Origin of the sequence: Stenotrophomonas maltophilia group sp. RY12688, assembly GCF_052149045.1 — a bacterium.
Lineage (GTDB): Bacteria > Pseudomonadota > Gammaproteobacteria > Xanthomonadales > Xanthomonadaceae > Stenotrophomonas > Stenotrophomonas sepilia.
This window is the reverse complement of sequence record NZ_CP197389.1, coordinates 1,436,632-1,461,599: the sequence shown is the minus strand read 5'-3', so window position 1 is coordinate 1,461,599 and position 24,968 is coordinate 1,436,632. Positions and strand designations below refer to the sequence as shown.

General features: G+C 66.2%; 20 protein-coding genes and 1 pseudogene. 11 read left to right on the top strand and 10 right to left on the bottom strand.

Going from position 1 to position 24,968, the window contains the following annotated elements:
- The first annotated feature begins 19 nt into the window (after positions 1-19).
- The 5 genes from ACS0OT_RS06720 to ACS0OT_RS06700 all read left to right on the top strand — a co-directional run bounded on the left by ACS0OT_RS06720 (position 20) and on the right by ACS0OT_RS06700 (position 4,491).
- Positions 20-625, top strand: coding sequence for a hypothetical protein (locus ACS0OT_RS06720; RefSeq protein ID WP_065177392.1), 606 nt, complete (start codon positions 20-22; stop codon positions 623-625).
- 77 nt (positions 626-702) lie between these two features.
- A complete protein-coding gene (locus tag ACS0OT_RS06715; RefSeq protein ID WP_005415933.1) occupies positions 703-1,269 on the top strand; it encodes a hypothetical protein in 567 nt (188 codons plus the stop codon).
- Between the two features lie 64 nt (positions 1,270-1,333).
- Positions 1,334-2,215 (top strand): HlyC/CorC family transporter, encoded by an 882-nt coding sequence (locus tag ACS0OT_RS06710; RefSeq protein ID WP_005408827.1) that lies wholly within the window; start codon positions 1,334-1,336, stop codon positions 2,213-2,215.
- Positions 2,212-3,462: a lipoprotein N-acyltransferase Lnb domain-containing protein gene (locus ACS0OT_RS06705; protein WP_065177394.1), complete on the top strand. Its 1,251-nt coding sequence runs from the start codon at positions 2,212-2,214 to the stop codon at positions 3,460-3,462. The genes ACS0OT_RS06710 and ACS0OT_RS06705 overlap by 4 nt, the downstream gene beginning before the upstream one ends.
- Before the next feature lie 6 nt (positions 3,463-3,468).
- A complete protein-coding gene (locus tag ACS0OT_RS06700) occupies positions 3,469-4,491 on the top strand; it encodes a magnesium and cobalt transport protein CorA (RefSeq protein WP_065177395.1) in 1,023 nt (340 codons plus the stop codon).
- 75 nt (positions 4,492-4,566) lie between these two features.
- Here the strand turns inward: ACS0OT_RS06700 and ACS0OT_RS06695 are convergent, their stop codons facing one another.
- The 4 genes from ACS0OT_RS06695 to ACS0OT_RS06680 all read right to left on the bottom strand — a co-directional run bounded on the left by ACS0OT_RS06695 (position 4,567) and on the right by ACS0OT_RS06680 (position 8,919).
- On the bottom strand, positions 4,567-5,931 hold the full coding sequence (locus ACS0OT_RS06695) for an NAD-dependent succinate-semialdehyde dehydrogenase (protein WP_442256094.1): 1,365 nt from the start codon (positions 5,929-5,931) through the stop codon (positions 4,567-4,569).
- An 83-nt stretch (positions 5,932-6,014) separates the two neighbouring features.
- The gene (locus tag ACS0OT_RS06690) at positions 6,015-6,857 is read right to left on the bottom strand and encodes an ABC transporter permease subunit (protein WP_005415928.1); all 843 of its coding nucleotides are present in this window, start codon (positions 6,855-6,857) and stop codon (positions 6,015-6,017) included.
- Complete coding sequence (locus ACS0OT_RS06685; RefSeq protein WP_005415927.1) at positions 6,854-7,786, bottom strand: ABC transporter permease subunit; 933 nt, start codon at positions 7,784-7,786, stop codon at positions 6,854-6,856. Before ACS0OT_RS06685 ends, ACS0OT_RS06690 begins: the two co-directional genes overlap by 4 nt.
- Positions 7,783-8,919 (bottom strand): ABC transporter ATP-binding protein, encoded by a 1,137-nt coding sequence (locus ACS0OT_RS06680; protein WP_005415926.1) that lies wholly within the window; start codon positions 8,917-8,919, stop codon positions 7,783-7,785. Before ACS0OT_RS06680 ends, ACS0OT_RS06685 begins: the two co-directional genes overlap by 4 nt.
- Positions 8,920-9,210: 291 nt before the next feature.
- On the opposite strand from ACS0OT_RS06680, the gene ACS0OT_RS06675 reads away from it, so the two are divergent.
- Positions 9,211-10,638, top strand: coding sequence for a flavin-containing monooxygenase (locus ACS0OT_RS06675; RefSeq protein ID WP_065186098.1), 1,428 nt, complete (start codon positions 9,211-9,213; stop codon positions 10,636-10,638).
- Here the strand turns inward: ACS0OT_RS06675 and ACS0OT_RS06670 are convergent.
- From ACS0OT_RS06670 to ACS0OT_RS06660, 3 genes are all read right to left on the bottom strand, one after another.
- Positions 10,635-11,744: a polyamine ABC transporter substrate-binding protein gene (locus ACS0OT_RS06670; RefSeq protein ID WP_065186097.1), complete on the bottom strand. Its 1,110-nt coding sequence runs from the start codon at positions 11,742-11,744 to the stop codon at positions 10,635-10,637. The two genes, ACS0OT_RS06675 and ACS0OT_RS06670, sit on opposite strands and share 4 nt — an antisense overlap.
- Before the next feature lie 91 nt (positions 11,745-11,835).
- Complete coding sequence (locus ACS0OT_RS06665; RefSeq protein ID WP_088025507.1) at positions 11,836-13,233, bottom strand: glutamine synthetase family protein; 1,398 nt, start codon at positions 13,231-13,233, stop codon at positions 11,836-11,838.
- Positions 13,230-13,991 (bottom strand): gamma-glutamyl-gamma-aminobutyrate hydrolase family protein, encoded by a 762-nt coding sequence (locus ACS0OT_RS06660; RefSeq protein ID WP_095378308.1) that lies wholly within the window; start codon positions 13,989-13,991, stop codon positions 13,230-13,232. The genes ACS0OT_RS06665 and ACS0OT_RS06660 overlap by 4 nt, the downstream gene beginning before the upstream one ends.
- A 200-nt stretch (positions 13,992-14,191) precedes the next feature.
- Between ACS0OT_RS06660 and ACS0OT_RS06655 the strand changes: the two genes are divergently transcribed.
- A complete protein-coding gene (locus ACS0OT_RS06655; protein ID WP_194442127.1) occupies positions 14,192-15,430 on the top strand; it encodes an NAD(P)/FAD-dependent oxidoreductase in 1,239 nt (412 codons plus the stop codon).
- A gap of 225 nt (positions 15,431-15,655) precedes the next feature.
- Positions 15,656-17,248, top strand: coding sequence for an MASE1 domain-containing protein (locus ACS0OT_RS06650; protein ID WP_032954066.1), 1,593 nt, complete (start codon positions 15,656-15,658; stop codon positions 17,246-17,248).
- Positions 17,249-17,407: 159 nt separating this feature from the next.
- Here ACS0OT_RS06650 and ACS0OT_RS06645 read toward each other — a convergent pair whose 3' ends face one another.
- A complete protein-coding gene (locus ACS0OT_RS06645; protein WP_329953677.1) occupies positions 17,408-17,896 on the bottom strand; it encodes a hypothetical protein in 489 nt (162 codons plus the stop codon).
- 458 nt (positions 17,897-18,354) lie between these two features.
- Between ACS0OT_RS06645 and ACS0OT_RS06640 the strand changes: the two genes are divergently transcribed.
- From ACS0OT_RS06640 to ACS0OT_RS06630, 3 genes are all read left to right on the top strand, one after another.
- Positions 18,355-19,917, top strand: a complete 1,563-nt coding sequence (locus tag ACS0OT_RS06640; RefSeq protein ID WP_005415918.1) for an MASE1 domain-containing protein — start codon at positions 18,355-18,357, stop codon at positions 19,915-19,917.
- A 94-nt stretch (positions 19,918-20,011) separates the two neighbouring features.
- Positions 20,012-21,355 (top strand): diguanylate cyclase, encoded by a 1,344-nt coding sequence (locus ACS0OT_RS06635; protein WP_049416322.1) that lies wholly within the window; start codon positions 20,012-20,014, stop codon positions 21,353-21,355.
- A gap of 85 nt (positions 21,356-21,440) precedes the next feature.
- Positions 21,441-21,902, top strand: a complete 462-nt coding sequence (locus ACS0OT_RS06630) for a bacteriohemerythrin (RefSeq protein WP_005415916.1) — start codon at positions 21,441-21,443, stop codon at positions 21,900-21,902.
- Here ACS0OT_RS06630 and ACS0OT_RS06625 read toward each other — a convergent pair.
- Positions 21,883-23,184: an MFS transporter gene (locus ACS0OT_RS06625; protein WP_032954064.1), complete on the bottom strand. Its 1,302-nt coding sequence runs from the start codon at positions 23,182-23,184 to the stop codon at positions 21,883-21,885. The genes ACS0OT_RS06630 and ACS0OT_RS06625 overlap by 20 nt on opposite strands.
- Before the next feature lie 237 nt (positions 23,185-23,421).
- Positions 23,422-24,918: pseudogene (locus ACS0OT_RS06620) on the bottom strand (aldehyde dehydrogenase).
- Between the last annotated feature and the right edge of the window lie 50 nt (positions 24,919-24,968).

Genomic DNA, 24,968 nt, shown 5'->3' with positions numbered 1-24,968 from the left:
GGACACCCCCATCGCGCTGTTGCCCGCACTCATTGCCGCTCTTCTGCAGGTAACCACTGCCCCGGGCATCGACCCCGACCGGGAACGACCGTCGCCGTTCCCGGCCAGCGACAGCGCCGCCGACATTGCCGCCAAAGTCGCCGAGGTGCAGGCCTTCTTTGACGTCAGCCAGCAGACGGCCCGCCAGGCGGTCGCCGAGGCGCAGCAGCACGCGTTGATGGAACGCTTGAGGGCGCGCCACGCGGCACGCCTGGCCGGTATGTGGGTGGACAATGCGACGGGGTGGAACGTCGTCGTGCGACTGACTGGGCCGGCACCTGCGGCCGATGAGACCCATCCAGGGGCGGACGGCCCGCAACGCGTGCGCTACATCATCGGCGCTTCAATGACCGAAGCGGAGATGCAGCGCCGTCTTCAGGCGCAGCAGGGCTGGTTCATCCCGCAGCTGCCCGGCCTGACCGGCTATGGCCTGGACGTCATGACCGGTGAACTGGAGCTGGAACTCCGGGATACCGCTGGCGCGCGCGCAACGGCGGCGACCGTGCGCGACCACCTGCAGGCGCTGCTGGGCTACCCGGTCAGGCTGCGCTGGTACCCAGCGGCATCGCACCTGCAATCTCCCTGACTGCGTAGAGACGCTCGCGATAGCCGACCGGGACCGGTACGATCACCGGCCTGCCTTCCGTTGCGGATCCAGTGCCCGTGCTGCGTATTGTCCTGCCCCTGCTGCTCGTCGCGTCCGCCCCGGCCGCTGCCTTGGACCTGCCGGCGCTGATCGAATGCCGCCAGGGCGTAGCCGATCACGCTGCACTGGCACCGCTGCTGGCTGATCCGCTGAAGGCCGTCGCCCACGGCCTGCAGCCGCTGCCCCAGGGCAACCAGTTCATGAGCGAGTACCGACTGGCCCAGCCGATCAGCGTGTTCGGCGACCGCACCGAACGGGTCGCCGTGGCCGGCTCCAGCATCATGGCGATCCTCGACCAGGCTGACCCGCGGCCGTTGGCCAAACGCCTGGCGCTGGAGACCGGCTACGACCAGGACGGCAAGTTCATGGCCGGCCGCGAGCTGGTCAGCCGCGACGTGACCGACCCGAAGAGCGGCGAGGCCCAGATCGAGTCGATCATCCTCAGCGTCTCCACCGTGGCCTCCCATCCGGGCAAGACCCTGGCCGGCTGTACCTACAGCCTGGACCTGCCTGAAGAAGAAGCCCCTGCCCGGCCTGAACTGGCCCCGCCGCCGATCACCGGACCGGGCAGCGACGGTCACTGACAGGCCGCCACATCCTGCTAGACTTGGGCCAACGCCCGGCCTGCCGGGTGCCTTTTTTCCAGAGATGTCAGAAGACGACAGTAGTAGCTCCCCTGCGGAGCACAGTGAAAAGAAGCGCGGTTGGCTTGAACGCCTGACCTCGGCCTTCTCCGGCGAACCCCACACCCGCGACGAGCTGGTCGCTGTCCTGCACACCGCGCAGGAAGAGGGTCTGATCGCCGCCGATACCCTGAAGATGATGGAAGGCGCCATTTCGGTGGCCGAGCTGACCGTGGGCGACGTGATGATCTCGCGCTCGCAGATGGTCTCGCTGCCGGTCGAAGCGCCCTTCCTGGAACTGATGAAGCAGGTTGTCGAATCGGGCCATTCGCGCTTCCCGGTGCACGGCGAGAACAAGGACGACATCCTTGGCATCCTGCTGGCCAAGGACCTGCTGCGCGGCGTGGTCGCCGACAACGGCCCGGCCAACGTGCGCGAGCTGCTGCGCCCGGCGGTGCTGATCCCGGAGGCGAAGAAGCTGAACGTGCTTCTGAAGGAGTTCCGCCTGTCGCGCAACCACATGGCCATCGTGGTCGACGAGTACGGCGGCGTTGCCGGTCTGGTCACCATCGAGGACGTGCTGGAGCAGATCGTCGGCGAGATCGACGACGAGCACGACGAGGCCGAGGATCCGTCCGCGCAGATCGCCATCCAGTCCGACGGCCAGTACGTGGTCGACGCGCTGACCCCGATCGGCGACTTCAACGAGCGCTTCGGCGCGACGTTCTCCGACGAGGACTACGACACCATCGGTGGCCTGGTCACCGAGGCCGTGGGCCACCTTCCGGAAGTCGGCGATGAGCTGGCACTGGACCGCTTCATGTTCCGCGTGGCCCGCGCCGATGCGCGCCGGGTTCAGGCCTTCCACGTGACCGTGCTGCCGCCGGACGCGCAGGACGACGCTTGAAGCGCCGCGGCCTGATCCTCATGGTGTGGCTGGCACTGTGGGTGCTGGCCATGGCCCTGCCGCTGGCGGCCTTCGCGCAGCCGGCGGCAGCCGTGCCCGCACCGGCCACCGCCAACGCGGAGGCCCCGGCCCCGCGCATCGGCGTGGTGACCATGCAGCCGGGCACGGTTTTCTTCGAACGCTTCGGCCATGACGCCATCGTCGTGGTCGATCCGGCCAGTGGCGAAGCGACCTCATACAACTTCGGCTACTTCGATCCGTCCGAGGACGACTTCATCAGCCGCTTCGTGCGCGGCGACATGATGTATTACCTGGTGGCGCTGCCGCTGCAGCAGGACCTGTCGTACTACGACGAGACCGGCCGCGGTGCCAGCGTGCAGTGGCTGGACCTGCGCCCCGAACAGGCGCGTTCCCTGGCCGCTGACCTGGCCGAGCGGGCCAAGCCGGAAAACGCGCGCTACCACTACGATTACTACACCGCCAACTGCGCCACGATGGTACGCGACACGGTGGACAAGGCACTGGGCGGTGGCCTGCAGTCGCAGTTGTCGGGGCGTTCGCGCGGCAACACCTACCGCAGCGAGTCGGTGCGCCTGGCCTCGCCCGCCCCGTGGATGTGGCTGGGCTTCGATGTCGGCCTGGGGCCGTTCGCCGACCAGCCGCTGTCGCGCTGGCAGGAAGCATTCGTGCCGATGCGCCTGGCCGATGCGCTGCGCCAGGCACGCAACAGTGATGGCCGGCCGCTGGTGCAGTCCGAACAGGAACTGCTGCCGCACCGCATTGATCCGGAGCCGAAGGAGTTCGCGCGTCGTTGGTGGCCGTGGCTGCTGCTTGGTCTGGTCGTGGCCGGCGGCGTGCTGGCGCTGCGCAACCGGCCGCGCCTGCTGGCTGGGCTGGCCCTGCCGTTCTGGCTGTTGTGCGCCGTCGCCGGCAGCCTGCTGGTGTTCCTGTGGGGCTTCAGCACCCACTACGCCGCCTGGGCCAACCGCAACCTGCTGCTGCTTTCGCCGCTGGCCGTGCTGCTGCTGCCCGGAGCAATCAGCCTGCTGCGCCGGCGCGTGCCGGGGCGCATGTTCAGGATCGTGCTGTGGCTGCTGGCGGTACAGGCCGTGGCCGCGCTGGTGCTGCACTGGCTGAGCCTGCAGGCCCAGTACAACGTGCAGTGGATCGTACTGCTGTTGCCCGTGCACGCGGCACTGGCCTGGGTGTTGGGGCGCCGTCCTCACTTGTCCGAAACACGGCGCTGACGCACGATGGCGGGCATGTCATTGCCCGCCTCCGCTTCCGCCCCTGCTTCAGCCAACCCCGCCTGCGTCATCAACTGCGTCCACTATGATGACGAGGGCATACGCCACGATATCAGCCTGGACGCCATCAGCGATGTCATCGCCAGTGGCAATGGCTTCGTGTGGGTCGGCCTGTACGATCCCAACGACGATGTGCTGCTGAAACTGCAGGAAGAATTCTGCCTGCACGACCTGGCCATCGAGGATGCGCGCAACGCGCACCAGCGGCCCAAGGTCGAGACCTACGGCAATTCGATGTTCGTGGTGGTCACCACCGCGCAGATGGTCGACGAGCGCATCCAGTATGGCGAAACTCATGCCTTCCTCGGCCCGCGCTTCCTGGTGACGGTGCGCCACGGCGCCTCGCTGTCCTACGCGCCGGTACGTGCTCGGGTCGAGCGTGAGCCGCAGCTGCTGAAGATGGGCCCGTCGTACTGCCTGTACGCGGTGACCGACTTCGTGGTCGACAATTACCTGCCGATCGTGCACCGCTTCCGCGACACCCTGGACCTGCTGGAAAAGGACATCTTCGCCGAGAACTACAAGCGCAGCACCGTGGTGCGCCTGTACGAGCTCAAGCGCGAACTGAACAAGATGCGGATGGCGGTGGCGCCGCTGCAGGATGTGCTGGCCCAGCTGCGCCGTTACCAGGGCGAGCTGGTTCCGGACGAAGTGAAGCTGTACATCCGTGACGTGCACGACCACGCGGTACGCATCAGCGATGTGATCGACACCCTGCGCGAGATGCTGGGCACCGCGCTCAGCGTGAACCTGTCGCTGGTCACGCTGGCGCAGGGCGAGACGGTCAAGCGCCTCGGTGCGTGGGCCGCGCTGCTGGCGGCACCGACGCTGATCACCAGCTGGTACGGGATGAACTTCAGCCACATGCCGGAGCTGAGCCAACCGTGGGCCTACCCACTGATGATCGTTGGTGTGGGCGGCGTCTGCGTGGGCCTGTACCGGTTGTTCAAGCGCGCAAAGTGGTTGTGACCCGCTGGTGGTAGTGCCGGCCGCTGGCCGGCAACCAGGGCAATGCCGGCCAGCGGCCGGCATTGCCATTCGGCATCAAGCCACGTAAACGGTCTTGATGTTCATGAACTCATGGATGCCGTGGTCGGCCAGTTCCCGGCCAAAGCCAGACTGCTTGCTGCCGCCGAACGGCAGCCGCGCATCGCTTTTGACGATGGCATTGACGAAGGCCGCACCGCATTCCATGCGTTGCGCGAAGGCTTCGCCGCGCACCGGATCGCGCGTCCACACACTGCCGCCCAGGCCGAAGCGCGTGTCGTTGGCCACGCGCAGTGCCTCGCTCTCATCAGCGACCCGGATCACCGCAGCCACCGGACCGAACAGTTCCTCGTCGTAGGCCGGCATGTCCGGGCCGACCTGGTCGAGCACCGTGGCCGGATAGCCGGCATGGGTGCCGGCAATCGGCTCGCCGCCTATCAGCACCCGCGCACCCTTGGCCACGCTGGCCTGTACCTGCTTGTGCAGTTCATCGCGCAGATCGGCACGGGCCATCGGCGCCAGCGTGGTGCCCCGCTCATCGGGGTCGCCGTACTGGCGCTCGGCCGCAGCTTCAACGAAGCGACGGGTGAATTCATCGGCTACCGCCTCGACCACGATGAACCGCTTGGCCGCGATGCAGGTCTGCCCGCTGTTGTCGAAGCGCGACTTCACCGCTGCCGCAACCGTCTTGTCGAGGTCGGCATCGTCGAGCACCACGAAGGCATCGCTGCCACCCAGCTCCATCACCGCCTTCTTCAATTGGCTGCCGGCGTTGGAGGCGATCGAGCGCCCTGCCCGCTCGCTGCCGGTCAGCGTCACCGCCTTCACCCGTGCGTCGCGCAGCACGTCGGCGGCCTGGTCGTTGTCGATGTGCAGCACGTCGAACACGCCGTCCGGCAGGCCGCCATCACGGCACACCGCCAGGATCAGGTCGGCACACTGCGGCACGTTGCTGGCGTGCTTGAGCAGGGCCACGTTGCCGGCCATGAACGCCGGTGCGAGGAAGCGGAACACCTGCCAGATCGGGAAATTCCACGGCATCACCGCGAACACGCAGCCGATCGGCTCGTAGCGCACGTAGCTGCGCTGGGCTTCGGTGTCGATCAGCTGCGGCTTCAGATAGTCGGCCGCATGGTCGGCGTAGTACTCGCAGGCCGCCGCGCACTTGTCGACCTCGGCCAGCGCTTCGGCCTTGAGCTTGCCCATCTCGTGGGTCATCGCCTGCTGCAGGTCGTCGCGGCGCGTGCGCAGCTGCGCCGCGATCTGGCGCAGGATCGCGCCGCGTTCCTGCAGCGAACGCTCGGCCCAGCCGGGGAACGCATCGGCGGCGGCCTGCAGGCGCTGCTCGATGTCGGCAGCGCCCATCAGTTCATGGCGGTAGGTCACCTGGCCGGTGGCCGGGTCGACGATCTCGACGGTCATGGGGAATCTCCATCTGGAAGACCCCCATTGTGCGCCGCCGGCCGTGAGCCGGGTGTTGCCGGCACAGTGGACGGATCGTGTACTCAGCCGTTGTCCTGCCGCGCCAGCTGCAGGTCGCGCTGGCGCCGCTTCTCGGCGCGGGCATTGATGTACCAGCCGATCACCGCGGCGATCGATACCGCCGACACCAGCAGCGTGGCCAGTGCATTGATCTTCGGGCTGATGCCCATGCGCACCGATGCGAACACCTTCATCGGCAGCGTGGTCGAGCCCGGCGTGGCGACGAAGCTGGCCACCACCACGTCATCCAGCGACAGGGTGAACGCCAGCAGCCAGCCCGCCACCAGCGCCGGCGCGATGATCGGCAGGGTGATGCGGGTGAACACGGTCAGCCGGCTGGCCCCGAGGTCCATCGCGGCTTCTTCCAGCGACAGGTCCATTTCCTGCAGGCGCGAAGACACCACCACGGTGACGAAGCACAGGGTGAAGGTGACGTGCGCGATCCAGATGGTGGCCAGGCCGCGCGCCGGGAAGCCCGGAATCGCGCCCATCGAGGCCAGCAGCGCCATCAGCGAGAAGCCCAGGATCACATCCGGCATCACCAGCGGCGCGGTGACCAGCGCACCGAACAGCGGCTTGCCACGGAAGCGCTTGAAGCGGGTCATCACCATCGCCGCCAGCGTGCCCAGCACGGTGGCGGTACAGGCGGTCCAGAACGCCACCACCAGGCTGGTCCACATCGCATCCATCAGCGCGCGGTCGGCGAACAGGTCACTGTAGGCGCGGGTGGAAAACCCGGCCCAGACCATCGCCAGCCGCGAGCTGTTGAACGAATAGAACATCAACAGCAGGATCGGCAGGTACAGGAAGGCGAAGCCCAGCAGCAGCACGCCCAGCCCCAGGCCCTTGGCGGTACGCGGGCTCATGCCTGCTTCCCTTCCAGCAGGCGCTGCTGGGAACGGTTGAACAGCAGGATCGGCACCAGCAGCAACAGGATCATCGCCACCGCCATCGCCGAGGCACCCGGCCAGTTGCGGTTGTTGAAGAACTCGTTCCACAGCTGGCGGCCGACCATCAGCGTCTCCGAGCCACCCAGCATTTCCGGAATCACGAATTCACCCACTGCCGGGATCATCACCAGCATGCAGCCGGCGATGATGCCGGCCTTCGACAGCGGCAGGGTGATGCGGAGGAAGGCCTGCCATGGTTTGGCCCCCAGGTCGTAGGCCGCTTCCAGCAGGCGGTGGTCATGCTTGACCAGGTTGGCGTACAGCGGCAGCACCATGAACGGCAGGTAGCAGTAGACGATGCCGATGTAGGCCGCGGTCGGCGTATCGATCAACTGCAGTTTCGGCAGCCCCATCGACGTCATCAGCGCCTGCAGGCCGGTGAACTGCAGGAACTGGTCGAGCAGGCCGTTGCGGTCCAGGATCGCCTTCCACGCATACACGCGGATCAGGAACGAGGTCCACGACGGCAGCACCACCAGCATCATCGCCACGTTGCGTGCGGCCGGCGACAGGCGGGCGATGGCATAGGCCATCGGGTAGCCGATCAGCAGAGTCAGGAAGGTGGAGATGGCCGCGATCCTGATCGAGCTCAGGAAGGCCTGCGCATAGATCGAATCGCGGAACAGCGCCAGGTAATTCTCCAGGTTCAGCTTCAGCGAGAACCCGCCGTCCACGTACTGCAGCAGCCAGGTGTACGGCGGCGAGCCGACCCGGCTGAGCGAGAAACTGATCATCAGCACGATCAGGAACGGCACTGCGAAGAACAGCAGCAGCCACAGGTACGGAATGCCGATCACCGTGGCACGCAGCCCCGGCAGCCAGCGCTTCAGGCCGGCGACGCTCATGAGGTGAGCACCACGCCGTCGTTGTCGCGCCAGTGCACCCACACCTCGTCGCCCCAGGTGAAGCCATCACTGGCCCAGCGCTGCGAGTTGGCGAAGTTGGCCAGCACCTTGGCGCCGCTGGGCAGGCGCACGTGATAGACCGAGTGGCTGCCGAAGTAGGCGATGTCCTCGATCACGCCCTGCGCCTTGTTGGTGTGCCCTTCCGGCTCGTCCTTGCCGATCATCACCTTCTCCGGGCGCAGCGCGAACGCGACCGGCTGCCCTTCATAGCAGGTGATGCCATGGGCAATGTAGATCGGCGCCGGGAACAGCGGCGAGCGCACGGTCACGTACTCGGGCAGGTCCTCGTCGATCACCCCGTCAAACAGGTTGACCGAACCGATGAACTCGGCGACGAAGCGGTTGGCGGGCTGCTCATAGACCTCGTCCGGCTTGCCGACCTGCTGGATCCAGCCGGCATCCATCACCGCGATGCGGGTGGCCATGGTCATCGCTTCTTCCTGGTCGTGGGTGACCATCACGCAGGTCACGCCCGACGATTCGATGATGCTGACCAGTTCCAGCTGCATCTGCGAGCGCAGCTTCTTGTCCAGCGCGCCCATCGGTTCGTCCAGCAGCAGCAGCTTCGGCCCCTTGGCCAGCGACCGCGCCAGCGCCACGCGTTGCTGCTGGCCACCGGACAGCTGGTGCGGCTTGCGTTTGCCCAGGTGGCCCATCTGCACCAGGTCGAGCATCTCGCCGACGCGCTTGCTGATCGCGTCCTTGCCCAGGCCATCCTGCTTCAGGCCGAAGGCGATGTTCTGCTCGACCGTCATGTGCGGGAACAGGGCATAGGACTGGAACATCATGTTGACCGGCCGCTGGTACGGTGGCAGCGCGTCCAGGCGCTGGCCATCGACGGTGATGCTGCCCTTGGTGGGCGTCTCGAAGCCACCCAGGCAGCGCAGCAGGGTCGATTTACCACTGCCGGAGCCACCGAGCAGGGCAAAGATCTCGCCCTTGCGCACGTCCAGGTTGACGTCGTCGACGGCGACGAATCCGTCGAATTCCTTGCGCAGATCACGAATGGAGAGATAGCCGGGCGCACCGGTCGTGTCGACGACGGCGGCTACCGGCTGGGCTTCAACGGGCATGGGGGCTCCGGGAGCGGGCGGTGGACAGCGGCGGCCATTCTAACGGCCGGGGGCCGAAGGGGATATGACGGCAGTGGGTGGAAGCGGCCGCTGGCGCGCCCAGGCCTCCCGAGGTGTGTCGGTTTTCCCCCGCCATGGTGGCCTGTGCGCCGGGAGGCCCGGGGTCTCCTCGACGCCCGGACGGCCGTCCCGGCCAGACACCACGGGCGGCGGCCCGATCTGCAACATTTTTCAGAGCGGGATCCATTGAAAGCCCGGGACATTCCCCGCGCAATGCCCCGGATCTAGGCCTTGCATGGACCGACCCTGGTGATTTCCCCGGACAGCCCCTCCCCTTTCCCGCCCCGCCTGCCGGGCTGCCTGCCTGCACGGCTGCCGCTGGTCATCATCGGCGCCGGCCAGGCCGGGTTGTCGCTCAGCGCGCTCCTGCAGGAGGCCGGCGTCGAGCATCGCGTGCTGGAGGCCGAAACCGTGGGTGCCAGTTGGCGGCGACGCTGGGATTCGTTCCAGACCAACACCGCCAACGCGACCATGGCCCTGCATGGCCATGCCTATGCCGGGGATGACCCGGAAGGGTTCATGGGGGCCCCGGAAGTGATCCGACGGCTGCGCGACTATGCCGACGAGCGCTCGTTGCCGATCAGCGAAGGGTGCGTGGTCCATCGGGTCGGGCCCGAGTCCGGTGGCTATGCCATCGACAGCAGCCGGGGACTGATCCATGCCCAGGCGGTGGTGGTTGCCACCGGTGAATACCGCCGGGCGCGGTTGCCCCGGGCCCCGTTCGCGCCCGCAGCAGGCCTCACCATGCTGCACTCCAGCGAGTACCGCGGTCCCGGCCAGCTACCCGAGGGCGCGGTGCTGGTCATCGGCGGCGGCCAGTCCGGCGCGCAGATCGCCCAGGACCTGCGCGACGGTGGTCGCAGCGTGTACTGGTCATTGGCCGAGCGTCATTCGCACACCCGTCGGCTGCGCGGCAAGGACTCGATGACCTGGTGGGACATGGCCGGGCGCATCCATCAACACGTAAGCCAATCGGCGGCCGTACTGGCAGGCGAGCCGGACGCGCTGCGCAAGGCCCGCACCGCGGAGTTCCCCCTGATTTCCGGCAAGGGAGGCGCCGGCCTGGGCAGTTCGATCAGCCTGCTGGCGATGCACCGTGCAGGCATCAGGTTGCTGGGCCGGTTGCAGGAATTCAATGGGAACACCGCCCGCTTCGCCGATGTCCGCCCGCAACTTCGCGCCGCGATCAAAGCGACGCGGGCCGAGTATGCCTATCTCGATTCGCTGGCCAGCGCGTACTACGCCACGCGGCCCGAACCGCGCACCGACGATGCCCGCTACATTCCCGAAGAGGTCTACTTGCACTGGGAGCCGGAACCGTCCCCGTGCGAGCTGGATCTGCCGTCCACAGACATCCGCTCGGTGGTGCTGGCCACCGGTTTCGTCGCCGAGTGGCCCTGGCTCGATGTGCAGGGCGCGCTGGATGCCCACGGCTATCCGCTGGGCGAGTTTGGCGTTTCCCCGCAACCGGGCTTGTTCTTCATCGGCATGCACAACCTGCAGCGGATGAGTTCGTCGTTCCTGTGCAACGGCGGCCGCGATGCACGCGACCTGCTGCCGGCCATCCTGAGGCACCTTGGCGAGGGCGGCGGTACCGATTCCGGCACGGTGAAGCAAGGCGGCCGCCGGGCAACGCCCGGCGGCGCCAGACCCGCTTAACGGCCGGTCTTCACCTCGGTCCACAGCCGGGTGTAGAGCTTGTCGGTCTCCGGCGTGTTGATCGAGTAGGTGAACATCTTCTCGGCCACGTCAGCCGGCGGATAGATCGTCGGGTCGGTGCGGATCGCCTCGTCCACCAGCGGTGTCGCGGCCGGGATCGGGTTGGCGTAGTGGATGAAGTTGGTGTTGGCCGCGGCGACCTTCGGTTCCAGCAGATAGTTGATGAACCTGTAAGCCGCTTCCGGGTGCTTGGCGTCCTTCGGGATCGCCAGCATGTCGAACCACTGCGGCGCACCTTCCTTCGGGATCGAATAAGCCACGTGCACGCCATTGCTGGCTTCCTCGGCGCGGTCGCGGGCCTGGATGATGTCACCCGACCAGCCGACCACCAGGCAGGTGCCGCCATTGGCCAGCGAACCGACGTACTGCGAGGAGTGGAAATTCTGCACATACGGGCGGATCGACTTCAGCAGGTCGGCCGCCTTCTGCAGTTCGGCCGGGTCGCCGCTGTGCGGATCCAGGCCCAGGTAATGCAGCGCGATCGGGATCATGTCGGCCGGCGTGTCCAGGATGGTCACGCCGCAGTCCTTCATCTTGCTGATGTTCTCCGGCTTGAACACCAGGTCCCAGCTGTTGGCGATATCGGTGCTGCCGCCGAAGCGCTGCTTCAGCATGTCCACGTTGTAGCCGATGCCGGTGGTGCCGATCATGTACGGCACGCCGTACTGGTTGCCCGGGTCCTGGGTGGCGATGCGCTTCATCACCGCCGGATCGAGGTTGGCCAGGTTCGGGATCTTGCTCTTGTCCAGCGGCAGGAACACGCCGGCCTGGATCTGGCGGCCGAAGAAGTTCAGGGTCGGCACCACCACGTCGTAGCCGCTGTTGCCGGCCAGCAGCTTGGTCTCGACCATCTCATCGCTGTCGAACACATCGTAGGTCACCCTGATGCCGCTCTCCTTCTCGAAGGTCGGAATGGTGTCCTCGGCGATGTAATCGCTGTAGTTGTAGACGTTCAGGACCTGGCTGTCCTGCGCGCCGCCGTTGCCACCGCCACAGGCGGCAAGCATGGCGGAGGCCAGGCCGAGCGTGAGGATACGCAGCTTCATCGGGTGCTCCAGAATGCGGGAAGGGGGGCCGGCGGGGCCGGCGACGGGTGCCAGCCTACCCCCCGGCGGCGGATTTTTCTATTCCAGATGCTCAGACGTTCAGCAGCAGGAACTCGCGCTCCCACGAGCTGATGACGCGGAAAAAGGTCTCGTATTCCTTGCGCTTGACCGAGATGTAGGCGCGGCAGAAACGCTCGCCCAGCAGGGCCTGGAGCTCGCTGCACTGCTCCAGCCCGTCCAGCGCCTCGCCCAGCGAGCGCGGCAGGTTGTAGCCCAGTTCCTTCGCGCTGCCGGTCACCGGCGCGTCCGGCGCCAGCCGCTCGCGGATGCCGAGCAGGCCGCAGGCCAGGGTGGCCGCCATTGCCAGGTACGGATTGGCGTCGGAACCAGCGAACCGGCTCTCCACGCGCATGTTTTCCGGTGTATCCAGCGGCACGCGCAGGCCGCAGGTACGGTTGTCGAAACCCCAGTGCACGTTGCTCGGCGAGACCTCGCCGAACACCAGGCGCCGGTAGGAATTCACGTTCGGCGCGAAGAACGCCATCGCCTGCGGCGCGTACTTCTGCAGACCGCCCAGGTAGTGGCCGAACACCGGGCTGAACTCACCCTCAGCATCGGTCTCGCCAGCGAACACATTGCTGCCATCGCTCACCCGCACCAGGCTCTGGTGGATGTGCATGGCACTACCGGGCTCGTTCTCCATGGGCTTGGCCAGGAACGTGGCGTACACCCCGTGGCGCATCGCCGCCTCGCGCATGGTGCGCTTGAACAGGAACACCTGGTCGGCCAGGTCCATCGCATCGGCATGGGTGAAGTTCACCTCCAGCTGTGCTGCGCCGGATTCGTGGATCAGCGTGTCCACGTCCAGCTTCATCGCATCGGCGTAGTCGTACATCAGGTCGAGGATCGGGTCGAACTCGTTGACCGCGTCGATCGAGTACGACTGCCGCGCGGTCTCCGGGCGCCCCGAGCGACCGGCCGGTGGCAGCAGCGGGAAGTCCGGGTCGGTGTTCTTCTGCACCAGGAAGAACTCCAGCTCCGGCGCCACCACCGGGCGCAGGCCCAGTTCCGCATAAGCCGCCAGTACGCGGCGCAGCACGTTGCGCGGCGCAAGCTCGTGCGGTTCGCCGTTCTTGGTGTAGCAATCGTGGATGACCTGCGCGGTGGCGTCGGCCGCCCACGGCACCATGCGCACCGTGTCCGGATCGGGCCGCAGCATCATGTCCGAGTCCGACGGCGAGGTCAGGTCGTAGTAATCGTCAGGGAACTCGCCGGTGACGGTGGTGGCGAAGATGCCTTCCGGCAGGCGCGTACCGTAGTCGTGCGAGAACTTGTCGGCAGGAATGATCTTGCCGCGCGCGTTGCCGGTGATGTCCGGCACCAGGCATTCCACCTCGGTGATGCGCCGCTCCTTCAGCCAGCGCAGCAGGCTGCTTTCCTGCGGTGCGGGGGGCGTGGCCGTCTTGCGCGGGCGCGTTCGGGAACTCATCGGGAATCCAGTCGGTTCTGTTGGTGCTGCCGGCAAGCTTGGCCGAACGCACGGAAAATAGCGTGATAGAACGGCGTCTGCGTGACACGCCACTCCGGATGCCACTGTACGCCGAGCACAAATCCATGGTGCAGGCTGCGCGCTGCCTCGACCAGTCCGTCATCGGCCATGGCCTCGACCTGCAGGCCCTGCGCGAGGCGGGCGATGCCCTGTCCGTGCACCGAATTGACCTGCGCGCGGCCACTGCCGTGCCACTGCGCCAGCCAGCCATCGGCGGCCAGGGTCACCGCATGGGCCGGCCCATACTGCACTTCCACCAGCGCCTGCGGGTCTTCGCGATGGTCGGCCAGGCCGGGCACCGCATGCACCTGCGGATGCAGGCTGCCACCCAGCGCGACGTTCAATTCCTGGAAACCACGACAGATCGCCAGCACCGGCAGGTCCAGCGCCAGCGCTTCGTGCAGCAACGCAAAGGCATTGGCATCCCGGGCCGGATCATGCGGATTGCCTGGCCAGCTGCGGCCACCCTCGTAGTGCTGCGGTTCGATATTGCTGACCGCGCCGGTCAACAGCAGGCCATCGAGCCCAAGCAGCCAGTCGCTGGCCGGCAACGGTGGCTGCAGGCTCGGCAACACCACCGGGGTCACCTCGGCCGCCTCGGCCAGCGCGCGCACGTACTTCTCGCCGGCCACCGCGAAACGGTGGTGGCCGAGCACGGTGCTGTCGGTGGGCAGGCCCACCCAGGGCAGGCGGCGCATGGGGACACTCCTTGGCGTGCCGACACGTTACCCGTCGCCTGGCAACGGCGGCAAGTCGCTGCCGTCACACCGCAGCTGCCGCGCATCGGCGAAACTACCGGGGTGAACGCTGATCGACCTGCCCTGCTCCGCCCTCCCGCACTGCACCCGCGAGGCCTGCAGTGAGCGCCGCGTTTCCGCCCAGCTGGTATGCCTCCAGCCTGCCCGAACCGCCCGCACTGCCCTCGTTGCAGGGGCAGGTGCAGGCCGACGTTGCGGTGCTGGGCGCCGGCTATACCGGCCTGACCGCCGCACTGGAACTGGCCGCGCGTGGCCAGCGCGTGGTGGTGCTGGACGCACAGCGGGTCGGCTGGGGCGCGTCCGGCCGCAATGGTGGCCAGGCGCTGGCCGGCTATGGCTGCGAGGTGGACGAACTGGAGCGTCAGCTCGGCCGTGACGATGCGCGCCACCTGTTCGACTGGTCGCGCGAAGCGGTACAGGCGATGCGCAGGCGCATCGATCGCCATGGTATCGACTGCCATTGGGTGGAGGGCCACGCCAGCGTCGCCATCCGCGAACGCCACGAGCGCGACCTGCACGCCAACTGCGAGCATCTTCAGCGCCACTACGACTACCCGATGCAGTGGTGGGACCGTGATGCCCTGCGCGCGCAGCTGGACAGCCCGCGCTACCGCGCCGCGATGTTCGATCCGCACAGCGCGCACTTGCACCCGCTGGCCTATGCGCGTGGCCTGGCCGATGCGGCGCGCGCGGCCGGCGTGGTGATCCACGAGAACTCCGCAGTGACCCGCGTGCAGCGCGGACCGCAGCCCACCCTGCATACCGCGCGGGGCAGCGTGCGCGCTGCGCACCTGGTGGTTGCCGGCAATGCCTGGCTGCAGGGCCTGCTGCCCGAGCTGGAACGCCGGATCATGCCGGTCGGCACCTATATCGGCGCCAGCGCGCCGCTCGGTGCCGAGCGCGCCCGCGCCCTGATCGGCAACAACATGGCCGTGGCCGACACCGCGTGGGCACTGGACTATTTCCGCCTCAGCCACGATCACCGGCTGCTGTTCGGCGGTCGCGCCAGTTACTCGGCGTTGCCCCCACCCGGCCTGCACGGGGTGATGCAGCGGCGCATGCACCAGGTGTTTCCACAACTGGCCGACGTGCCGCTGGAGCAGGTCTGGGGCGGTTACGTGGACATCACCCGCAACCGCGCCCCGCATTGGGGCCGGCTGGACGGCAACCTGTACTTCGCGCAGGGGTTCTCCGGCCATGGGGTGGCCGCCGCCGGGCTGGCCGGCGAAGTCATCGCCGCCGCGATTGCCGGCCAGAGCGAGCGCCTGGACGTGTTCCAGCGGCTGCGGCATGCGCCTTTCCCTGGCGGCCGGCTGCTGCGCACGCCGCTGCTGGTGGCGGCGATGTCGTGGTACAAGCTGCGGGATGCGTTGTGGTGAAGATTCTGCATCTCCACCTGTATTGAACGTTCTGACAAGCGCACCGCAGCGCTGATCGTGCTGCACACGTCACAGATTTTCACGCAACATGTGTGATGGATGGTTGGTCAATTACCTAAATGCGCAGCTGTGCAATTGCATAATCGTTCGCAGACCGATAACGTCCTGAGAAACCGGGCCCCGCGGCGAATGGAAGCTGACAGGGGACACGTAGGAGAGGGGGACGTGCGATTGGACTGGTGGAAAGAAGGATTGTTGCTGAAGGTGCGCATTCGTCCGGCTGGCCTGATGCTTGCCTTGCTTTATGCAGTTGCCTATTGGGCAACCCGACAGCTGTCGCTGGATCAGTTCTATTTGCCAGCCGGCATCCGGGTGGCGGCCGTACTGTTGTGCCCGCCGCGCCTGTGGCCTTATCTGCTGCTGGGCGAATATGCGTACTTTGCACAGTCCCGCGTGCCAATGATCGAGAAGTACGGCCTGACATGGGTCATTGTTGCCTCCGCGTTCCTCATGCCCGCAGTGATGTTGATTGTGAAGCTGCAACGGCGACTGATGGCGGAGTCGCAGACGATCGGCCTCTTGTTGATTGCCGCCGCTTCCAGCGTCGTTATTACTCTGCTGAACCTCAGCTTTTCCCATCTGCTCTGGCCAACACCCCCTTCCACGCCCTTCCTGACCAATGCGGCGCGTTACAGCGTGGGCGACTTCATCGGCATTCTGACGGTGGCCCCCATCGCCATGCTGTGGGCGCGACAGGACGTGGGGCAGGAGTGGAACGCTGGACGAAAGACCCCGATGCTGGCGGCACTTTCGTTGATGCTGCTGATCGGGATAGCAGCAACTCAACTGCCCGCAGACTGGGTTGCGCTGAAGGCAACGCTCCTGCTGCTGTTGGCACTCCCCGCGGCCGCACTTACCTGCCTGTATGGCTGGAAGGGTGCCGCCCTTGCAGTGCCGGTGCTCAACATGGTCATCGGCCTGACCACGCCCAACACACATCCAACCGCATTCGATCCAGCGGCCTTCATCACCCAGCAGATCATGGCGATCAGCGGCATCGTATTGCTGTTGCTCGGATCACGCATCACCCACTTCTACCATCGTTACAGGCTGCGCGAGATGGGGGAAAGGGACGCCATCCATCTTGCGAGGAGCTCGCAATTGGCCAGCGAGATGGAGCTGCGTGAGCGTGCCCTGCACCTTCGCAAGCTCGGCGACGGCATTGATACGTCGCTGGTTGAGCTGGCCGACTGGCTCAAGGCCCAGGGACATCACGCAGTGGCCAGCAGCCTTCTGCATACCTCAAATGTACATTCGCGGCTCTTTCGCGAACAGACAAGCATGGTCTATCCCTCGGGCCTGGAGCATCTTGGGCTTTACGTGGCTTTGCAGGCTGGCGGCATCCGTGAGTCATGGAAGCTGACGGAGCGCGTTCTCCGCCCGGATCTGAAGGGCGACCCCTGCAACCTGAGCGTGGAACTGCAGTTGGCCGCTTACCGAACACTCATTGATGCGGTCTCCATTCTTCTCAAGCATGAAGGTGGCCAGATTCGCATTCGTGCAAGGTGCGGCGGAATGGGTTCCAGGCGCGGAATCCTCATGGTCGTGTCGCTGCTGGAGTCGCGTCGGCGCCTTTCCCAGCAGACAACCATGGCAGCGTTCGAGCGGCTGTCCGGGCGAACCCTGCCCTATGACGGGACCGTTGACTGCTATGGCAACCGGGTCAGGATTCTGTTCCTCGACCGTGAATCAAAACTTGAGGCAGTGCCCAGCGCTCCATCGCAGTACAGCTGCCCCGCACCCTCTGCGCTGCAGTAGTGCATTTCACAGTCAAGCGGCCGGAGCGAACCAAAGCAGCGGAATCGCATAAGCGTCCCGCTCATCCCCTGGCCAAGGGCGTCATGGGCACCCGGCGAACATCCGGGTGCCCATGCAGCCCGACACTCAAGCTCGCCGATATCCCGGCAACAGGCAGTATCAGGGTGCCTCTACCGCCCACAACACATCAGCTCCGCCAGCATATCTGACCAGCGTGAATGCGGAAGACCGATAGACAACCGTTCTGGTGGCTTTTGCGGGAACAGGCAGGCGCTGCTCCGGCAACGACACCCTCGCAGATGGGTCACCTGCCGGCAGCACCCAGAACGTGCCCGCAGCATTGCCGATCACGATGTGCACGTGCCCTGCGAGATCGTTTACCTGGAAATAGTCCATGCCATCGCGCTCGAACCCATAGACCAACCAGCCGGGATCCACGCTCAGGTCTTGTGCCTGCGGAATCGACTGGCCGAGTCCTTGGCCGGCCATCTTGATTCCATGGTCGTCACCCGGGGCAAAAGCAAAAACGGATACCGGCGCCAACATCAATGCACCAGCAAATGCATGAATTCGGAAACTTCTCACACTAACCTCCAGGTTGGATGCAATACGGATCAAGAAGGATGCTACCGCCAATCGCATCAGCATATACCGGGCGGACTCCGTAGTGCCCATGGGACATAATCCACTGGATCGATGCAAACCCATGCCACGCCGATGCTGCGTCCGAAATCGCCAATACCTGCATCGAAACCCGCCACGGTGCAGGTCAGTGGCATCTGAGACAAGGACCTGGACAAGCGCGTGTAACTGCAGGACATCGTCGATTGTGTGATGGGGAACACAGCGGACAGCATCAACTGCCCAATGTGCCTGGTGCAACGGCTAAAACGTGATCGAACCGTGGGCGCGCTGATTGTGGAAGATTAACCGTCCGTTGGTGGCTATGCCGCCGCACTGCCGGGCGTGTAGGGCCACGAAGCACAGGAAGCCGCCAATTGCAGCGCAAAGGGAGGCCACGCACCTCGATTGCGCCCTTCTCCAACTGTCGATAATGTCTTCGGAAGTGGCCAGTCATCATTGGCCGGGAGACGGGAGACGCGGGCTTGGAGCGATTCAAAGAATCGATTGAACTGAGCTTCCGGATCCGACCCGTCGGAATCGCACTCGCGGCCGTCTACGCCCTGAGCTGCCTTGCCTCCCGTCAGTTCTCGCTGGATCAGTTCTTCCTGCCTGCGGGCATCCGGGCAGCGGCACTACTGATCGTCCCGACCCGCCTGTGGCCCTACCTGCTGCTTGGGGAGTACGCGTACTTCGCAACCCTGCGCATCCCCATGATCGATAGCTACGGCCTGGTCTGGGTCATCCTGGCCTCGACTCTGCTGATGCCGCTGGCGATGCTGGTGGTCTACTTGCATCGCATGAGAATGCCATCAGAGTCCGCCACCGGCCTCTGGCTGCTGTCGCTGACCTTCTGCACGGCATTGTTCGTCCCGGCTCTCAATATGGGCATTTCATTTGCTCTGTGGTCGAACCCGCCGCCCAGCAACCTGCTTAGCGCAGTTGATCGCACGATCTTTGGCCACTTCGCCGCCATCATCACCCTCGTGCCGTTGGCATTCCTCTGGTCGCGACGACACGCGGATCCCAATTGGACGCGCCGCTTTGCTGCGCCTACGGTCACGGCCATCCTGGTGATGCTGGTCCTGGGCCTGTGCATGCAGCTGACGGCCATCAGCGCCCACACCACACGCACCCACCTGGTGCTGCTGTCCTCCCTCCCAGCGATCGCCCTGACCTTCATGCATGGGTGGCGTGGCGCTGCCATCGCGATTCCGCTGTTGAACCTTCCACTCCATTTCGCCACACCCAGCACCGGCCTACCGTCCTCGTTCGACCTGGGCACCTTCGCCACCCAGCAGAACATGGCCGTGATGAGTGTCGCACTGCTCGCACTGGGATCCAGCATCAGCTATCACCATGAGCGTGCACGGTCCCGTGGACTGGCTGAGGAAACCACATTGCGCTTGGCACGCAGTTCGCATCAGACCCGTGAGCGTGAGCTTCGCGAGCGCGCCTCCCATCTCAAGCAACTCGGCGAAGGCATGGACAGCTCGCTCGGCGAGATGGTCAGCTGGCTGAAGGCGCAGGGGCATCATGCCGTGGCCAACAGCCTGCAGCACGCCTCATCCGTGCACTCGCGGCTGTTCCGTGAACAGGCCAGTCTGGTCTACCCCACGGGGCTGGAGCAGGTTGGGCTGTATATCGCGCTTCGGGTTGGCGGCGCATGCGAGACCTGGAACAACTCCCATCGCGTGATTCCGCCCCGGCTGGAGGGCAACCCCTGCTTGCTGACGGTGGACCTGCAACTCGCCATCTATCGCTCGCTGATCGAGGCGGTGTCGCTGCTGCTGGAGCTGGAATCGGGACAGGTCAGCGTGCGCGCCCGGAGCGGCCAGGCTGGCGAACGCCGCGGCATCGTGGTGGTTGTGGGCCTGCTTGACCGTGGTTGCACGCTGTCGAACCGGACCGTTCAGCAAGCCACCGAGCGTCTGGCCGGCCGGATAATGGCCTACGGCGGCACGGTGCATTGCCGTAGCAACCGGCTCCGGCTCGTCCTGCACGAATCGATTGCGGGTACAGCGGCGGCATTCGCATCGCCTGCCTGACCGGGAACGACGCGCAGGGCACGCTGCTCCGCTAAAGTTGCGCCCGAAACCGCCGCTATCCGTGCCGAGCCCCTCCCTCGTGAGCCACCGCATCATGCCCGTGCTGCCGCAGGCCGCCGTCGATGGCGACCTGGCCGATCCGCTGCCGCAGCGGATCCTGCTGGTCGAAAACTCCCGTGCGTTCACCGGCATGCTGCGCGAAGCCATCGAGCAGCGCCTGGAACTGCCGGTGGTGATCGCCTCCACCCTGGCCGAGGCCGACCGGCTGCTCAGCGAAGGCGGGGGCTGGTTCCTGGTGCTGACCGGACTGGTGCTGGCCGACGGCGACCGCGATGCGGTGGTCGAGTTCTTCCTCAAGCGCGACCTGCCGACGGTGGTGGTCAGCGGCGTTTACGACGAGGACCTGCGCAAGCGCGTACTACAGCAGCAGATCATCGACTACGTGCTGAAGAACACCCCGGGCAGCATCGACTACCTGGTGTGGCTGGTGCAGCGGCTGGAACGCAACCGACGCATCGCCGCGCTGGTGGTGGACGATTCGCCGTCCGCGCGTGGCTATGCCGCCGCCCTGCTGCGGATGTATGGGCATGAGGTGCACGAAGCCGCCGACGGCAACGAGGGCCTGGCTGCAATCGAGGCGCATCCGGCGATCCGCCTGGCGGTGGTCGACCAGGAAATGCCCGGCATGCAAGGCGTGGAATTCACCCGTCGCCTCCGCACCCTGCGCTCGCGCGACAAGGTGGCGGTGATCGGCATCTCCGGCAATACCGACGCCTCATTGATCCCGCGCTTCCTGAAGAACGGCGCCAACGATTTCCTGCGCAAGCCGTTCTCGCGCGAGGAGTTCTTCTGCCGCGTCTCGCAGAACGTGGACCAGCTGGAGCTGATCGGCACCCTGCAGGACCTGGCCACCCGCGATTTCCTCACCGGCCTGCCCAACCGACGCTTCTTCCTGGAGCAGAGCCAGCGTCAGCTGCCGCAGCTGCAGCTGCACGGCCAATGCGTGGCGGTGGCGATGATCGACATCGACCACTTCAAGCACATCAACGACACCCATGGCCACGAAGCGGGCGACGACGCGCTGCGCGCGGTGGCCGGCGCGGTGACCGCGCATGCACGCAGCCACGACCTGATCGCGCGCTTCGGCGGCGAGGAGTTCTGCCTGCTGGTGCCAGACATGGAACAGGACGAGGCGCTGCTGTACTTCGAGGAGCTGCGCCAGCGCATCGCCGCACTGGAGGTGGACATCGGCACCGCTACCCTGCGCATGACGGTCAGCATCGGCCTGTGCTGCCTGCGCCCGCAGCGCGATGCGCTGCACCGGCTGATCTCCGAGGCCGACCGCCAGCTGTACCTGGCCAAGGCCGGTGGCCGCAATCGGGTCAGCTGCACCACGGTGGCCAGCCCGCTGCGTCCACGCGAGCCTGCGCTGACCTGACCGGCTCGCTTTGATCCAGATCAACGCCGTTCCCGCACGACAGCTCTACAGTCGGCCCCGACATACGCATGGAGGGGAGCCGGGGATGGCACTACTGGTCTGGCAGGACGATCTGAACATCGGCATCGATGTGATCGACCAACAACACCGCCGCATCATCGAGATGCTCAACCACCTGCACGTGGCCCAGTCCAGCCTGCAGCGCGCGGCAGTGGGTGAAGTGATCGACGAGGTGGTCGACTACACCATGTCGCACTTCGCGTTCGAGGAAGAGCTGATGGAGGAAGCGGGCTACCCGTTCTGTGCCGCGCACAAGCGCGTGCATGAGATCTTCATCAAGCGTGTGGCCGAGTACCGGCTGCGCTTCCAGGCCGGCGAGGACATCAGCGATGAACTGCGCACGATGCTCTCGCGCTGGTTGTTCAACCACATCCGCGGCGATGATCAGGCCTATGCCGAACAGGTCAAGGCACACCTGAACCAGTTCACCCGCGAGCACCAGGGCGGTGGCTGGCTGGGACGCACGCTCAAGCGCTTCTTTGGCTGAACCGCAGCGCGCGCCGGTGCAGTGCCACCAGCGCGCACAGCGTCGCTGCCGCAGTCAGGCACAGGTAGTAGCCGACCGCGACCAGACCGAAGCGTTCGGCCAGCCAGGTGGCCAGGTACGGCGCCGGTGCCGCACCCAGAATGCCGGCCAGGTTGAATGACAGCGATGCGCCGGTGTAGCGCACCTCCACCGGGTAGATCTCGGCCAGGAAGGTACCGCAGGGACCATAGGTCAGGCCCATCAGGAACAGGCCCAGGCACAGGAAGGCGGTGACCATCCACGGGCTGTGCGGCTGGAACAGCGGCGCGAACAGCACGCCGAAACCGATGATCAGCACGCTGGCCACGATCATCGTGCGGCGCGTCCCCCAGCGGTCGCCATAGCGCGCCGACAGCGGGATGCCCAGCGCGAAGAACAGCATGCCGGCCATCTGCATCAGCAGGAACTGCTCGCGGCTGTAACCCAGCACCGCCGTGCCATGGCCGAGGCTGAACACGGTCATCAGGTAGAACAGCACGAAGGTGGCGAACGCGCCCAGGGTACCCAGCAGCATCGGCACCGGGTGGTCACGCAGCACCGTCCACATCGGCAGCCGCACCGGCGCCTTGCGCTCCAGCGCCTGCTTGAAGTCGGGGGTCTCGTGGATGTTCAGCCGCACCCACAGGCCGAGGCCGACCAGCAGCGCGCTGGCCACGAACGGAATGCGCCAGCCCCATTGCAGGAAGTCGGCCTGGCTCAGGCAACGGCCCAGCACCAGGAAGATGCCGGCCGACAGCAGGAAGCCGAGCGGTGCACCCAGCTGCGGGAACATGCCGTACCAGGCACGCTTGCCCGGCGGTGCGTTCTCGGTGGCCAGCAGCACTGCCCCGCCCCACTCGCCGCCCAGACCCAGGCCCTGGCCGAAACGGCACAGCGCCAGAAGCGCCGGCGCCCACAGACCGATCTGCGCGTGCGTCGGCAGCAGGCCGATCAGCACCGTGGACAGCCCCATGGTCAGCAGCGCAGCCACCAGGGTGGCCTTGCGGCCGATGCGATCGCCGAAATGGCCGAACACTGCCGAGCCAACCGGGCGTGCGATGAAGGCCACCGCGAAGGTTGCCAGCGACTGCAGCAGGGCTGCCTGTTCGCTGCTGTCCGGGAAGAACAGGTGCGGGAACACCAGCACCGCGGCCGTGGCGTAGATGTAGAAGTCGAAGAACTCGATCGTGGTACCGATCAGGCTGGCCAGCAGAACACGACGGGGGGAATTCACGGGCGGCGCGGCAGCGGTGATCGAGGACATCGGCAACACGGGAAATGGCAGATCGACCGATTCTGCCACGGGCTGGCGGCGGTACGGCACGATGGTTTCAGCCGACACCGATGCCGACGAGGGGGCAGGCGCCTCCTGTAACGTCGAGCCATGCTCGACGGTTCTTCGCGAGATGCAGCCGAGCATGGCTCGGCTCTACAAGAACGAACGGCAGTCGAGCATCGCTCGACTCTACAGAGAGCGAACAGCCGTCCAGCAATCGCGTCGCTACAGCTGCATCCAGGTGGCCTTGATCTCGCTGTACTTGTCGAACGCATGCAGCGATTTGTCGCGCCCGTTGCCGGACTGCTTGTAGCCCCCGAACGGAGCGGTCATGTCGCCGCCATCCCAGCCGTTCACCCAGATGCTGCCGGCACGCAGCTGGCGCGCGACGCGGTGGGCTCGCCCCAGGTTCCGTGTCCACAGGCCGGCGGCCAGGCCGTAGCGGCTGTCATTGGCCACGCGCACCGCTTCGGCCTCGTCTTCGAAACCAAGCACAGCCAGCACCGGCCCGAACACTTCCTCGCGCGCCAGTGCCTGCTCCGGGCGCACCTGGTCGAACACGGTGGGCTGGACGAAGCTGCCGCCGGCTTCCACTTCGGCGCGCCGCCCACCCAGCAGCAACCGGGCACCCTCGCCTTCGGCGCGCGCGATATCGTCCATCACCTTGTCCAGGTGCGCGGCATCCACCAGCGCGCCCATCGGCGCATCGGGGTCCAATGGATGGCGGGGGTGCATGTGCTGGCCATAGGCAACCACCTGATGCACGAAATCCTCGCGGATCGAACGCTGTACCAGGAGCCGCGAACCTGCGGTACAGACCTCGCCCTGGTTGAAGAAGATACCCTGTGCCACCGCCTTCGCGGCGGCGTCCAGATCAGGGGCGTCGGCGAACACCACATGCGGGCTCTTGCCGCCACACTCCAGCCAGACCCGCTTGAGGTTGGATCGCCCTGAACACTGCAGCAGCTTCGCGCCCGTGGCCGTGGAGCCGGTGAAGGCGAGCACGTCCACATCCATGTGCAGGGCCAACGGCTCACCGACGCGCGCACCGTGCCCCGGCAGCACGTTCAGCACGCCCTCTGGCAGGCCCGCTTAGGCGGCCAGCGCCGCCAGCCGCAACGCACTCAAGGGCGAGCGCTCGGACGGCTTGAGCACCACCGAGTTGCCCATGGCCAATGCAGGCGCGATCTTCCAGCAGGCCATCAGCAGCGGAAAGTTCCACGGAACGATCGCGGCCACGACCCCGGCGGCCTCGCGCGTGACCAGTCCCAGTTCGTGCGGGCCGGTCGGCGCGATCTCGCCGTACAGCTTGTCCACGGCCTCGGCGGTCCAGCGCAGGCAGCGCACCGCGCCTGGCAGGTCGATGCGGCGCGCATCACGCACCGGCTTGCCCATGTCCAGGGTTTCCAGCAGGGCCAGCTCGTCGGCATGCGTTTCGACCAATGCCGCCAGCGCCAACAGTACGCGCTTTCGCTGGGCCGGGCTGGCCTGCGACCAGTGGCCGGCCTCGAAGCTGCGCCGCGCGGCCAGTACCGCGCGCTCCACGTCCTGTGCGTCGCAGTCGGCGACCGCCCCCAGTACGCGACCGTCGATCGGGCTGACGCAGTCGAAACGGGCGCCGCTGGCTGCATCGACATAGCGGCCATCGATGAAGGCCTGGCCTGGCATCGACAGCTGGAGGGCCAGTGCCTGCCAATGGCTGCGGTCGGGAAAATCGGCCATGGGAAGCTCCAGCATTCTACGAGCCTTGGTTATACCTGGGTCACCGCGAC